The sequence below is a fragment of the Planosporangium thailandense genome (assembly GCF_011947195.1).
GTDB lineage: Bacteria > Actinomycetota > Actinomycetes > Mycobacteriales > Micromonosporaceae > Planosporangium > Planosporangium thailandense.
In genome coordinates this window covers 72012-84752 of the sequence record NZ_JAATVY010000011.1, presented here as the reverse complement: position 1 = coordinate 84752, position 12741 = coordinate 72012, and the positions used below count along the sequence as shown (strand labels likewise).

Annotated in this window: 12 protein-coding genes; 2 read left to right on the top strand and 10 right to left on the bottom strand. The window is 70.3% G+C overall.

The window, feature by feature from the left end; genetic code table 11:
- Nucleotides 1-7: 7 nt before the first annotated feature.
- Genes HC031_RS16900 through HC031_RS16865 form a run of 8 tightly spaced genes read right to left on the bottom strand, consistent with a single transcriptional unit; the run spans nt 8 to nt 6979 of the window.
- Entirely contained in the window at nt 8-973 is a 966-nt protein-coding gene (locus tag HC031_RS16900; protein ID WP_167926286.1) for a PDR/VanB family oxidoreductase, read from the bottom strand.
- 35 nt (nt 974-1008) lie between these two features.
- Nucleotides 1009-1500, bottom strand: a complete 492-nt coding sequence (locus tag HC031_RS16895) for a hypothetical protein (RefSeq protein WP_167926285.1) — start codon at nt 1498-1500, stop codon at nt 1009-1011.
- Nucleotides 1497-2528, bottom strand: a complete 1032-nt coding sequence (locus HC031_RS16890) for an aromatic ring-hydroxylating oxygenase subunit alpha (protein WP_167926284.1) — start codon at nt 2526-2528, stop codon at nt 1497-1499. Before HC031_RS16890 ends, HC031_RS16895 begins: the two co-directional genes overlap by 4 nt.
- Nucleotides 2529-2541: 13 nt before the next feature.
- Nucleotides 2542-3609, bottom strand: coding sequence for a pyridoxal phosphate-dependent aminotransferase (locus tag HC031_RS16885; protein WP_167926283.1), 1068 nt, complete (start codon nt 3607-3609; stop codon nt 2542-2544).
- On the bottom strand, nt 3606-4343 hold the full coding sequence (locus HC031_RS16880) for an IclR family transcriptional regulator (RefSeq protein WP_167926282.1): 738 nt from the start codon (nt 4341-4343) through the stop codon (nt 3606-3608). Before HC031_RS16880 ends, HC031_RS16885 begins: the two co-directional genes overlap by 4 nt.
- Before the next feature lie 12 nt (nt 4344-4355).
- Nucleotides 4356-5126, bottom strand: coding sequence for an amino acid ABC transporter ATP-binding protein (locus HC031_RS16875; protein ID WP_277349715.1), 771 nt, complete (start codon nt 5124-5126; stop codon nt 4356-4358).
- On the bottom strand, nt 5123-6052 hold the full coding sequence (locus HC031_RS16870; RefSeq protein ID WP_167926281.1) for an amino acid ABC transporter permease: 930 nt from the start codon (nt 6050-6052) through the stop codon (nt 5123-5125). Before HC031_RS16870 ends, HC031_RS16875 begins: the two co-directional genes overlap by 4 nt.
- 6 nt (nt 6053-6058) lie before the next feature.
- Nucleotides 6059-6979: an ABC transporter substrate-binding protein gene (locus HC031_RS16865; RefSeq protein ID WP_167926280.1), complete on the bottom strand. Its 921-nt coding sequence runs from the start codon at nt 6977-6979 to the stop codon at nt 6059-6061.
- 263 nt (nt 6980-7242) lie between these two features.
- On the opposite strand from HC031_RS16865, the gene HC031_RS16860 reads away from it, so the two are divergent.
- A complete protein-coding gene (locus HC031_RS16860) occupies nt 7243-8742 on the top strand; it encodes a PucR family transcriptional regulator (RefSeq protein WP_205862843.1) in 1500 nt (499 codons plus the stop codon).
- Here the strand turns inward: HC031_RS16860 and HC031_RS16855 are convergent.
- Nucleotides 8724-9869, bottom strand: a complete 1146-nt coding sequence (locus HC031_RS16855; protein WP_420813648.1) for an acyl-CoA dehydrogenase family protein — start codon at nt 9867-9869, stop codon at nt 8724-8726. The two genes, HC031_RS16860 and HC031_RS16855, sit on opposite strands and share 19 nt — an antisense overlap.
- Before the next feature lie 145 nt (nt 9870-10014).
- On the opposite strand from HC031_RS16855, the gene HC031_RS16850 reads away from it, so the two are divergent.
- Complete coding sequence (locus HC031_RS16850; protein ID WP_167926277.1) at nt 10015-11169, top strand: CaiB/BaiF CoA transferase family protein; 1155 nt, start codon at nt 10015-10017, stop codon at nt 11167-11169.
- A gap of 186 nt (nt 11170-11355) precedes the next feature.
- On the opposite strand, the gene HC031_RS16845 is transcribed toward HC031_RS16850, so the two are convergent.
- Nucleotides 11356-12627, bottom strand: coding sequence for a PucR family transcriptional regulator (locus HC031_RS16845; RefSeq protein ID WP_338090695.1), 1272 nt, complete (start codon nt 12625-12627; stop codon nt 11356-11358).
- Nucleotides 12628-12741 lie beyond the last annotated feature (114 nt).

The following is a 12741-nucleotide window of genomic DNA, read 5'->3' as shown; positions in this document are numbered from 1 at the left end:
GTGCTCCTCACAGGTCGAGCACCAGGCGGTCGCTGAGAGCGCGCCCGACACAGATCATCATGGTGTTGTTCTCGGCTTTCTCCTCCTCCGACAGGAGGCTGTCGCGATGGTCGGGCAGCCCGTCGAGCACCTTCGTCTCGCAGGTGCCGCAGATGCCCTCCCGGCAGGAGTTCAACGGTTCGATTCCGTTGTCCTCCAACGCTTCCAGGATCGTCTTGCCGGCCGGGACGGTGACGGTACGGCCCGTCCGCCGCAGGACGACCTCGAAGGCCGCCTCCTGATCGGGGTCCGCCGCGGGTCGTGGTTTCGCGGCGAAGCGCTCGACGTGCAGGGCACCCGCGGGCCACGCGGCGCACCGCTGCTCGACCGCGGCGAGAAGGGGCTCCGGACCGCAGCAGTAGACGGCGGTGTCCTCCCGGGGATCGGCGAGCAGCCGGTCGAGGTCGAGCAGTCCGTACTCGTCCTGCGGCCGCACGGACACGGCGTCGCCGTACGGCCGCAGCTCGGACAGGAACGCCATGCTCGCGCGGCTGCGGCCGCCATACACCAGCGACCAGGACGCGCCGGCCGCCGCGACCGCCTCGATCATCGGCAGGATCGGGGTGATGCCGATGCCGCCGGCGATGAACAGGTAGCGGGCGGCTTCGACGAGTGGGAAGTTGTTGCGCGGGCCGACCACATCGACGATGTCGCCGGGCCGCAGGGCATCGTGAACGGCCGCCGACCCGCCGCGGCCGGACTGCTCGCGCAGCACGGACACACGCCAGGTCGACCGGTGCCGGGGACTGCCGCTCAGCGAGTACTGGCGGGTCAGCCCTCCCGGCAGCCGCAGGTCGAGGTGCGCTCCGGGCTGCCAGGCGGGCAGCTCGGAGCCGTCGAGCTGTTGCAGATGGACCGAGAGCACGCCCTCGGCCTCCCAGGTCAACTGCCGGACCCGTAGCCGCAACTGCTGTTCCTCGGGTGTGACGGACATTGGTGCAAGCCTCTGTTCGATCGTCGGACGGCGGGTTACGGGACCCAGCCGATGCCCCGGGTGCCGGCGGCGGTGAGGCGGACGACGGCGATCGACGTCGCGGCCTCGACCGCCGCCACGTCGACGACGTACGGGTCGTCGCCCTCGAGGACGAGCACGTCCAGCTCGGTCAGCAGATGCCGGTCCTCGATCCGGGCCTGTCCACGGCCGACGACGAACACCAGCACCTCCCGCAGCCCGCGCTCGAGCTGGACCGTGTCGGTCGGCTCCAGTACCTCGAGAGTGGCGCTGGCGACCTCCGGGTCGGTGCTGACCTCGACCGACGACGACGATCCGTCGCCACGGCTCAGGGCAGCGGTGACCGTGGCCGCCTTCTGATCCAGGTCTGCCGAGGATGCGCCGCCCGGCAGGAGACGCACCTGCCACTGCCAGCGCTCCCGACGCGGGGTGTCCGGTGACGCCGCGATCTCCACCCCGCTGCCGTTTTCCAGCGGGCGGTGCGAGTTGCTTCGCAGCAGCAGCCTCACCGCTGCGGCTCCGCGTCCACGGTGGACGCCGACTCTTCGGCCAGCAGTCGGGCCATCACCCGGCGCGCCTTGGCCACGCCCGCGTCCTGGGCGATGAGGACGTCGGGCAGGGTCGCCGGCCGGTTCGCGATGCCGTGCTGCTGCAGGGCGAGCGCGTCGTCGTCCTCGGTCAGCACCCCGCCGAGGTTCTCGCGCAGCAGGTCGTTGATCTTCTCGTCGCCGACGGCGAAGTTGCGGCAGAACGCGTAGAAGTACCAGGAGGTGTCCTCGGTCTGCGGGGTGATGGCGTTGAGGACCTCCAGCCGGTACCCGTCCTCGCGCCGGCCGCCCGGTTCGACGACCCCGGCGTGGATGATGTGCACGCTCGGCGCCTGGAACTCCGTGGTGTGCCACCGGTCGCACGGAGGCACGATGCCGGTCGCCTTCTCGAACAGCGGTGACGGGTGGCAGTTGGGCATGAACCGGTCGACACTGATGACGTTCCCGTCGACCTCGACCGTGACGCCGTTGGTGTAGACCGCGTCGTCGCCGATCGAGGACGTGTGGATGAACGCCTCGTGGGTGAGGTCGAGCAGGTTGTCGTGGAGCAGGTTGGCGTTGCAGCGGAAGAGACGGGTGTGGGTGACCCGGTCCCAGTCGGTGTCGGTCATCCAGTGGGTGTCGGGGACCGGGGTCGCGGCGGCCTTGTCCGCGTCGCCCAGCCAGATCCACACCCAGCGGTGCGACTCCACCAGCGGGAACTTCTGCACCAACGCGCGGGCCGGAATGCGGTCCTGCGCCGGCACGCGTACGCAGACCCCCTCGCAGTCGTACTCGAACCCGTGGTAGCCGCACTGGATGTTGTCGCCGATGACGCGACCGGCCGACAGCGGATACGCGCGGTGGGCGCATCGGTCGGCCAGTGCCACCGGGGTGCCGTCTTCCTTGCGGTACAGCACGACGTCCTGACCGAGGACCGTGCGCTTCATGGGTTCACGCGTGATCTCCTCCGACCACGCGATGACGTACCAGGCGTTGCGGACGAACATGAGCCGTTCCTTTCTACGGGGTGTCCACGGGGGTGGGACGGTGATCGGCGTCGGCCAGAGCCGCGGCGAGCAACTCGAGCCCGCGCTCGGACGGGACACTGATCCGCACGGTGCCGGGGACACCGAGGGCGCTGCCCGGACGTACCGAGACGCCGTGCCGGGCGAGGCGGTCCATCAGTTCGGCCTCGTCGCCGACGACCAGGACGAAGTTGGCCTGCGAGGGCACCGCCTGGTAGCCGGCGGCCTCGACCAGGCGTACGACGTGCTCGCGCAGCCGTAGTGTGTGGGCCCGCACCTGTTCCCGGTACGCGGTGTCCCGCAGCGCGGCCACCGCGGCGGCCTGGGACAGCATGCCGACCGAGAACGGCGCCCGGATCTTGCGCAGGGTGGCGATGATGTCGCGGTCACCGACGAGGTAGCCGATCCGCAGGCCGGCCAGTCCGTGCACCTTGGAGAAGGTCCGCAGGACCACGGCGCGGCCGTCGCGGACGAGCGGGATGGCGGTCATCGCCTCGGGATCGTCGGTGAAGTCGATGTACGCCTCGTCGACCACGACCAGCCGGGCCCGGCTGCGCTCCACGAAGCCACGGATCTCCGCCGGGTCGCGCACGGTGCCGGTCGGGTTGTGCGGGTTGACGACGTAGGCGATGTCGGCCGGGACCTCGGCCATGGTGTCGAGGTCGTGCGCCCACTCCTTGAGCGGCACCCGCGTGAGGTTCGCGTTCACCACGTACGTGCTGATCTCGTCGATCCGGTACGCCGGGTCGGCGCAGACGGCGTGCCCGCCCTGGGCGAGGTAGGCCATGGCGAGCAGGTAGATGAGCTCGTCGGAGCCGTTGCCCACCAGGATCTGGTCGGCGTCGACGCCGTGCAGGCGGGCAAGTTCGTCGCGTACCGGGTCGGCGAGCGGGTCGGGATAGCGGTGGACGCCGTGCGCCGCCCGCGTCACCGCCTCCACGACCGCCGGGCTGGTGCCCAGCGGGGACTCGTTGGAGGCCATCGACCCGTCCGCGAGCGGCGCGTGCCGGCCGGGACGGTACGGCTGGAGCTGTTCCAGCCAGGGCCGCGAGGTGATGGTCATGGTGTCGGCCTCCCGCCGAGCAGGGAGGTCGCGCGGGCGGCCGCGCCCTTGACCTCCGTGATGATGGTGTCCAGCGGGGTGTCGGTGCCGCGCAGGTAGCTGACGCCGATCGCGCCCCGGGGGCCGGACAGGTCGAAGACCGGCGCGGCCACGCACCGGATGCCCGCGGCGGTGTCACCGTCGTCGGTGGAGTACCCCTGGCCGCGGACCTTTTCGAGATCCGCGGCCAAGGCCGGGGGCACCCCGACGCGCCGGGCCCCGTCGCCGGCCACATGCTGCGCCACCTCCTCGGCGTCCAGCCAGGCCAGGCAGCTCTTGCCAACGGCCGTGCTGCGGGCGGGCAGCCGCGCACCGACCGAGCTGGCGAGCTGGATCGCGAGCCCCGGCGGGTCCTGCTTGCACAGGTACACCGCGTCGGGGCCGTCAAGGACGGCGTAGTGGGAGGTGATGTTCAGCGCCCGGGTCAGTCGCGCGAGCTCCGCCGCCACGACTCCGACGATGCCGGTGGTCCGCAGGTGCGCGGCGCCGACCTCGAAGGCCTTCAGCCCGATCGCGTACGCCGCGGGCTCATGGATCTCGACGAACCCCTCGGCGGCCAGGTCCCGCAGGATGCTGTAGGCGGTGCTCTTCGGGATGTCCAGCGCCTCGACGATCCGGGCCAGCGGAAGCGCCTTCTGCGAGTGTGCCAGCAGGTCCAGGATGCGCATCGCGCGCACGACCGAGGTGCTGCTCATCTCCCCCGCCTCTCACAGAACCTTGCTCAGGAACGCCTTGGTCCGGGCATGCTGGGGGCTGGTCAGCACATCGCGGGGATGTCCCGACTCCACCACCACGCCGCCGTCCATGAACACGAGGGCGTCGCCGACCTCGCGGGCGAAGCCCATCTCGTGGGTCACGACGACCATGGTCATGCCGTCCTCGGCCAGTTGGCGCATGACGTCGAGGACCTCACCGACCAGCTCCGGGTCGAGCGCGGAGGTCGGCTCGTCGAACAGCATCAGCTTGGGCTGCATGGCCAGTGCCCGCGCGATCGCCACCCGCTGCTGCTGGCCGCCGGAGAGCTGACCCGGGTACGCGTCGTGCTTGGCCTTGAGCCCGACCCGGTCGAGCAGCGTCATCGCCCGCTCCCGGACGACCGCCTTGGCCTCCTTACGCACCCGTACCGGCGCTTCCATGACGTTCTCGAGGACGGTCATGTGCGGGAAGAGGTTGAACCGCTGGAAGACCATGCCGATCTCCGCACGCTTGCGGGCGATCTCGCTTTCCTTCAGCTCGTACAGCCGGTTGCCGTGGCGCCGGTAGCCGACGAGCTCGCCGTCGACCGACAGGCTTCCGGCGCTGACCTTCTCCAGGTGGTTGATGCACCGCAGGAAGGTGGACTTGCCCGAGCCGGAGGGACCGACCAGGCAGAACACCTCCCGCGGGCGGACCTCGAGGTTGATGCCCTTGAGCACCTCGAGCTGGCCGTAACGCTTGTGTACGTCCAGGGCCTGGACCATGGGTACGGTGGTGGTCATCGGCGTCGTCCGATCAGGTTGCGGCGCAACAGCGAGCCGAAGCGGGACGGGGTCGTGGTGTGGCCCCGGCTGAGCCGGCGCTCGAGCTGCTGCTGCCCGATCGTGAACACCGTGGTCAGCAGGATGTACCACAGCGACGCGGTGAACAGCAGTTCGATCACCTGGAAGTTCGCGGTGTAGATCTTGTTGGCCGACTGCAGCAGCTCGGTGTAGGAGATGGTGTAGGCCAGCGAGGAGTACTTCAGCAGGGCGATGAACTCGTTGCCCAGCGGCGGGACGATGACCCGCATCGCCTGCGGGAGCACGATCCGCCGCATCGTCAGGCGCTGACTCATGCCCAGCGCGGCCGCCGCCTCCCGCTGTCCACTGTCGACCGACAGGATGCCGCCACGCACGATCTCGGCGATGTATGCGCCCTCGTTTACGCCCAGGCCGAGCAGTGCGGCGACAAATGGCGTCATGATCGTGTTCATCGGCGCCGAGTAGACACCCGGAATCTCGACGTACTTGAAGATCAGCGAAAGGTTGAACCAGATCAGCAGCTGCACCAGCAGCGGGGTGCCGCGGAACAGCCAGGTGTATCCGGCGGCGACCGCGGTGAGCACCGGGTTCTGGGACTGGCGCATCACCGCGACCGCCACGCCGAGCACCAGGGCGAGCACCATCGACAGCACGGTCAGCTCAAGGGTGTGCAGGACACCGGTGAGGATCGGCTTCGCCGTGAAGTACTTGACCACGACGCCGTAGTCGATCTTCGCGACCGCGAAGGCCCGCACGAGCGCGGCGACGACGACGGCGACGACCAGACCCAGCGCCCAGGTGCCGTACCGGCGTACGGGCACGGCGACGAGCGCGGCGGGCGGCGGATCGGGGACCGGTGTCCCCTCCGCCGTCACCGCCACCTGCTCGGAGGTTTGCCTACTCATCGAACGTCACCCGGCGTTCGCGCCGGTCTGTACCGCGTTGACCCCGGCCTTCTTCACACCGATCTCCGACAGGCCCCACTTGTCGAGCACCTTGCCGTACGAACCGTCGTCGATGATCGCCTGCCACGCCTTGGCCAGCGTGTCGCGCAGCTGGGTGTTGTCCTTGTTGATGACCATGCCGTAGAAGCGCTTCTCCACCTGGAGGTTGGGCACCAGTTCGAGCTCGCCGTTGGACTCCTTGGCGAACGTCGCCGCGGTGGGGTAGTTCTCCAGCAGCGCCGCCGCGCGGCCCTGCTTGACCGCGAGCTGCTCGTCGGCGTTACCGGCGAAGGTGAGGATGTCCAGCTTGCCCTTGCCGGCCTTGTCGCACTCGGCTGCCTGCTTGTCCAGGAACTGGGCCTGGACGCCACCCCGGACGGCCGCGATGCTCTTGCCGCAGATGTCGTCGAGGACCTTGATGCCCTGCGGGTTGCCCTTGCCGACCACGAAACCCTGCGAGGACTGCAGGTAGTAGACGAAGTCGAAGGTCTTCTCGCGCTCCGCGGTGTCGTTGGTCGCGCCGTACACGACGTCGTAGCGGTTGGCGCGCAGCGCGCTGAACAGCGTGTCGAAGCTGGCGTTGTTCCACTTGAAGGTCACGCCGAGCTGCTTTTCCAGCAGCGCGGCCAGCTCGGTCTCGAATCCCTGCAGGGTCTTGCCGTCCGCGGCGTAGTACTCGAACGGCGGGTAGTCGACCGACGAACCGACGTTGATCGCTCCTGCCTTCTGAACGTCCTTGGGCAGGGCCGAGTACAGCGGCGCCTTGTTCGACGCGGCGGCGTCCTTCGACCCGTCGGACGAGCCGCAGGCGCCGAGCAGAGACAGGCCGAGTGCGCAGAGGGCGAGGGCGGCAGCGCCGCGGGATCTGAGCGGGAGACGACGAGCCATGCGGAGCTCCAAGTGCTGGAAGGAATTGGATGTGGGGTCAACTTCCGGGGCGTTCATATATACGAACATTGTCTCTGATTCGGTGATGAAGAAGGTAAGAACGTCTAAGGCGGCTGTCAACGGTCGGCGCGATTCTTGAGCCAGAACCACCCGACCGGCTGGCACCGAGGTGACCGGTCGGAACCGCACGTCCGGTTCGCGGCGGCGTTCTCGGACCGCGAACCCGCCATGGGACTGCGAACCCGACATGCACAATGGCGGTCATGTTCGTACCGGTGTCCCACCTGCTCGCTGAGCCGTCACTGCGGCTGACGGCCCTGGTGACCGGTCCGCGCACCGAAACCGACCGGATCAGCTGGGTGTCGACCACCGAGCTGCCCGACCCGCTGCCGTTTCTGCGCGGCGGGGAACTGGTCATGACCACCGGGCTCCTCGAGCGCACGGACGCGCAGTGGCGCGACCTGATCGTGCGCTTGGCTCGCCGGCCGATCGCGGCCCTGTGCTTCGGCACCGGCCTGGTGCATCCGCGGGTGCCGGACGTCGTGGTCGACGCGGCCGCCGATGCGGCGCTCACCCTGATCGAGTCGCCGGCGGACGTGCCGTTCGGACAGATCAGCCGGTGGGTCGCCGACCAGATCTTCGCCCGGCACTACGAGGCGGTCCACGCCGCGGTGCGCATTCAGGACGGCATGGTGCGTGAACTTCTCGCCGGTGGTGGCCTGCGCGGCCTCCTGCGCCGGCTGCACGCCCAACTGGACGCGGGCACCGTCGCCGTACTCGAACCGGATGGCCGGCTGGTGGCCAAGCATCCCGCGGCATCCCGCTGGTCGGGACACCCCGGACCTGCGCCGGAGAACGGCGAGGGCCCGGTCGAGCTGCCGATCATGCTCGGCGACATCCCGGTCGCGCTCCTGCGCACGGAACGCGCCACCCGGCACACCGGACTCGTCTCCTTCGCCGCCAACCTGTTCGGACTCGAATTCGCCCGCCAGCAGGCGGTCCGCACGGGCCGGCGCGAGATGCTCGGCCAGGTGATCGAGGACATCGTGCTGCGCGCCCGCAGCGAGCCGGATGCCCGCCGCAGTCTCGCACTGCACGGCGTGACCGCGGATTCGCGGTACCGGGTGGTGGTGGCACAGCCGGCCACCGGCCGCGATCGGCTGCGCCACGCTCCCTGGACCCTCGACCAGCCGTTCGCCTCCGAGACCGATCCGATGCCGGTGGCGCTGGTCCGGGACTCGGTCGTGGTCCTGTTGCCGGGCGACCGCGACCCGCAACCGGTCACCGCCGGTCTGCTGCGGCGCCTCAGCCGGATCGATCCCGAGGTGGGCATCGGCGTCAGCGAAGCGCGGGCGGGCGTGGCCGGCCTGCGGGTCGGCTACCACGAGGGGTGCCACGCCGCGCGGAGCGGACCGGGCGTCCACCACGCCGCGCCGCTGAGCCCCACCGGACTGGTGCTCGCCAACCTCGAACTGCCGATGGCGGACGTCGGGCGGGCCGTGCTCGAGCCGTTGCTGGCGCACGACGCCGACCACGGGGGCGACCTGATCAGAACGCTGCGCTCGTACCTGGAGCACGACTGCCAGTCCGCCCCGACCATCAAGGCCCTCATCGTGCACCGCAACACCCTGCGGTACCGGCTGCAGCTCATCGAGCGGCTGACCGGCAAGGACCTGAACCGCTTCAAAGACCGGATGGAGCTGTGGTTCGCGCTCGCCGCGATCGACCTCGAGCCACCGGAGGTTCATTCAGCCAGTACCTGACGTGCCATGACAACCCGCTGGATCTGGTTGGTACCTTCGTAGATCTGGGTGATCTTGGCATCCCGCATCATCCGCTCGACCGGGAAGTCGCAGGTGTAGCCGTAGCCGCCCAGCAACTGCACCGCGTCCGTGGTCACCGCCATCGCGGTGTCCGAAGCAAGGCACTTGGCGGCGGCCCCGAAGAAGGTGAGGTCGGCGGCGCGCGTCTGACTACGGGCCGCGGCCGCGTAGACCATCTGGCGGGCCGCCTCCACCCGCATGGCCATGTCCGCGAGCATGAACTGCACGCCCTGGAACCCCGCGATCGGCTGGCCGAACTGCTTACGCTCGCGTACGTACCGCACCGCTACGTCCAGCGCGCCCTGGGCGATGCCGACAGCCTGCGCGCCGATCGAGACACGCGTGTGGTCCAGCGTGCCGAGAGCCACCCGCAGCCCCCGCCCGCGCTCGCCCAGCAGGCGGTCCTTCGGGATCCGGCAGCCCTCGAAGATGACGTCTCGGGTCACGGAACCGCGCAGCCCCATCTTCCGCTCCGGCGCGCCGTAGCTGATGCCCGGGTCGTCGGCGTGGACCACGAACGCGGAGATCCGTCGAGAGCCGGCGTCCGGATCGGTGACGGCGAACACGATGAGGTACTTCGCGACGCCCGCGGACGTGATCCACGACTTGACGCCGTCGAGCACCCAGTGGTCGCCGTCGTCGGCGGCGCGACAGCGCATCGCCGCCACGTCGCTGCCGGCGTCGCGCTCGCTGATCGCGTAGGCCATCAACGCGGTCCCGGACGCCACCTCGGGCAGGTACGTCGCCTGCTGTGCCTCCGTACCGAACAGCAGCAGCGGCGTGATACCGAGCTTGTTCGAGGTCAGGATGCTCGAGGAGGAGGCGCAGACCCGCGCGATCTCCTCGACCGCGATCGCCGAGACGATCGCGTCGACGCCGTCACCACCGAAGCGTTCGGGGATGCCCGGGGCGTGCAGGCCGGCTGCGACCAGCGCGTCGTACGACTCATGGGCGAACCCACCCCGCTCGTCCACGAACGCGGCCCGGGGGCCGAGCTCGCCGAGCGCCACCGCGCGGGCGGCCGAGCGGAACTCGTCATACAGGTCGGGGAGCAGATAAGGGACCACAGGCTCTCCTCGGTGACGGTGAGTGAGGCCCCCATTGGACGGCCGCCACCGTGTACCACTCAACGGCGGACCGCCCAATCGGCATCCGCGAGTTTGTGCACGTGCACATGGCCGCACATCCGCTGGCGACCTAGCTTCGGTCGACATGACCGTTCTGCACGGAGTCCGCGTCCTCGACCTCAGCCGCGTCCTCGCCGGTCCGTACTGCACCGGCCTGCTGGCCGACCTCGGCGCGGATGTGGTCAAGGTCGAGTCGCCGGCCGGCGACGATTCCCGCCACCTCGGCCCGTTCCGCGACGGCGAGAGCGTCTACTTCGCGCAGCTCAACCACGGCAAGCGCAGCATCGTGCTCGACCTGAAGAACCCGGCCGACCTCGACGTCCTGGTACGCCTGGCCGCCCGGGCCGACGTGGTGGTGGAGAACTTCCGCCCGGGAGTGACCGCACGGCTGGGCATCGACTGGGCAGCGCTCTCGGCGCGCAACCCCGACCTCGTGTACGCCAGCATCTCGGGGTTCGGCCAGAGCGGCCCCCTGAGCCGACAGCCCGCCTACGACCTGATCGTGCAGGCCATGTCCGGGCTGATGGCCGCCACCGGAGTTCCCGACGGCGACGCCACCCGGATCGGCGAGTCGCTGGGCGACGTGTGCGCAGGCATGTTCGCCGCCTGGTCGATCTGCGCCGCACTGTTCGATCGCGAACGCACGGGGCGTGGCCGGCACCTGGACATCTCGATGCTCGACTCGCTGGTGTCCATGCAGGTGACGAGCATGTCGATCCTGACCGCCACCGGCCGGCTCCCGGGCCGGATCGGCAACCGCCATCCGGTTTCGACGCCGTTCGACACCTACCGCACCAAGGACGGTCTGGTCGCCATCGCCGTGGCCAACGACACCGTGTTCGCCCGGTTCGCCGCGTTGGTCGAGCGGCCGGACCTCGCCGCCGACCCCGACTTCGCGACCGATCGCGCCCGCAGCGAGCGGGTGGCAGAGATCAAACGGATCACCGAGGACTGGACCAGCCGCCACACGACCGCCGAGGTCCTCGCGATGGCCGAACCGGCGGGGGTCCCCGCCGCACCCATCTGGGGGCTGGACGAGGCCCTGCGCAGCGAGCAGATCGAGCAGCGCGGACTGGTCGGCCACTTCGATCACCCGACGCTCGGGCGGACGCCGTACCTGCGCCAGCCGGTGCACTTCGGGGACAACGACCGCGATGTCCGGCCGAGCCCCGGGCTCGACGAGCACGCCGACGAGGTACGTGCGGAATGGCTCGGCACCGTCGAGCCATCGAACCGGTGACCCTGATGCCCGCCGCGTGAGTTGCGGTCTTCGGGCGTGAGGGCGCGCGTCCTGACCTCATCCGTACCGGAGAAGACAGCAGACGGTCGAAGCTCCATCGTGGACTGATCGATACGTGCGGCTGCGGTCCGGCCCGCTGCCCAGCAGCGCCGGTCGCGGCTGACGGTCGGGGGTGGCAGGCATTGGTCACGCGGCGGCGGGCAGCGGCTCGGCCGGCCAGTTGAGGGCCCTGGCGCCGAGCACCGCTGCCTGCAGAGTGAACCGGTGCTGCGGGTCGTACGGGTCGTACCCGGTCAGCATCTTGATCCGCTCCAGCCGGTAGGTGACCGTGCGCACGGACACGTGCACCCGCTTGGCCGCCTCGGTGGCCACCCCACCGGTATCGAAGTAGGCCCCGAGGGTGTCCAGCAGCGGCGTGGCCCCGCCGCGGGCCTGCAGCAACGGGCTGAGCACGGACGAGACCAGGTCGACGATGGCGGGTTGGTCGCGAAGCAGCACCCGGTACACGAGCAGGTCGTGGGCGTTGACGACCGGGTCGTCCACGTGCAGCCGCCCGGCCATGCTCAGCGCTTCCCGGGCCTCCTCGTAGGAGCGGGCTATGCCGTAAAGGCCCGGGTGGGCGCGGCCGACCGCGACCCGCCACGGGTGACCGTGTCGTAGCCGGTCCAGCTCGCGGTGCATCAGCCGTCCGAGATCGTTGTCCGGGTTGACGGCGGGGACGATCCGGTCGGCCGCCGCCGGGTCGGCGGGAGCGATCGCAACGAGCAGCCCCTCCTTGGTCGCGACCAGGACATCGCGATCGCCGAGCCGGTCGAAGATGACCGCCTCCAGCGCGCTGATCGCCGCGTCGGTGTCCGGTAGCCGCCGGCTGGGTGCCGCCAGTGCGACCTGGTGCACGCGGGCCAGGTCGAGCCCGAACGGCTCGGCCCGTTCGACGAGTGCGCCGAGGTCGGAGTCGCCGCGCAGCAGGTCGTCGATCAGCTCCCGGCGCAGCGCCTCCTCCCGGCGGACCAGATCCCGCCGCGCTGTGGCATAGCCTTCGGCGAGGGTGGCCACCGCCTCGTCGATGACGTGCAGCACCGCTGCCGCGGCAGCGCGCACCCTCTCGCTGTCGGGGGACCGCGCCACCGCGGGCAGGTTCTGCCACAGCCGCCGCGCGGCCGACAGGTACAGCTGCACCACCCGCCCGGCCGAGATGCCCTGCTCCGCGGCCTGCCGACCGAGTTGGCCCACCGCATCCAGCTCGGCTCGTTTGGGCCGGCGTCCGGTCACCGCGGCGTCGGCCAGCAGCGGCAGGTAGTCGCCGAGCAACGCCACCGGGACACCGCCGGCGTCCCGGCTGGCGTCGTTGGCGACCTCGACCAGCCATGCGTCCGGGGGTGGCGCCGCCGATGCCCCACCCGCGCCTCGTCGCCGACCGACACCGACCACGCCCGGCTCACCTCCCGCGACCGCCACCGTGGCAACCACACCGGTGTCCCGTTACCGGCGGCCGACATCCACCGACGGAGGCTCCGCACGGGGCGCGGTCGCCGGGCCGCTGTTACCTCTCAATCCTGCCGGACGCCGGCG

What these genes read in the sequence shown, in the direction of transcription:
- HC031_RS16900 (WP_167926286.1), bottom strand. Translation starts at nt 973, where the DNA reads ATGTCCGTCACACCCGAGGAACAGCAGTTGCGGCTACGGGTCCGGCAG.
- HC031_RS16890 (WP_167926284.1), bottom strand. Translation starts at nt 2,528, where the DNA reads ATGTTCGTCCGCAACGCCTGGTACGTCATCGCGTGGTCGGAGGAGATC.
- HC031_RS16885 (WP_167926283.1), bottom strand. Translation starts at nt 3,609, where the DNA reads ATGACCATCACCTCGCGGCCCTGGCTGGAACAGCTCCAGCCGTACCGT.
- HC031_RS16880 (WP_167926282.1), bottom strand. Translation starts at nt 4,343, where the DNA reads ATGAGCAGCACCTCGGTCGTGCGCGCGATGCGCATCCTGGACCTGCTG.
- HC031_RS16875 (WP_277349715.1), bottom strand. Translation starts at nt 5,126, where the DNA reads ATGACCACCACCGTACCCATGGTCCAGGCCCTGGACGTACACAAGCGT.
- HC031_RS16870 (WP_167926281.1), bottom strand. Translation starts at nt 6,052, where the DNA reads ATGAGTAGGCAAACCTCCGAGCAGGTGGCGGTGACGGCGGAGGGGACA.
- HC031_RS16865 (WP_167926280.1), bottom strand. Translation starts at nt 6,979, where the DNA reads ATGGCTCGTCGTCTCCCGCTCAGATCCCGCGGCGCTGCCGCCCTCGCC.
- HC031_RS16860 (WP_205862843.1), top strand. Translation starts at nt 7,243, where the DNA reads ATGTTCGTACCGGTGTCCCACCTGCTCGCTGAGCCGTCACTGCGGCTG.
- HC031_RS16850 (WP_167926277.1), top strand. Translation starts at nt 10,015, where the DNA reads ATGACCGTTCTGCACGGAGTCCGCGTCCTCGACCTCAGCCGCGTCCTC.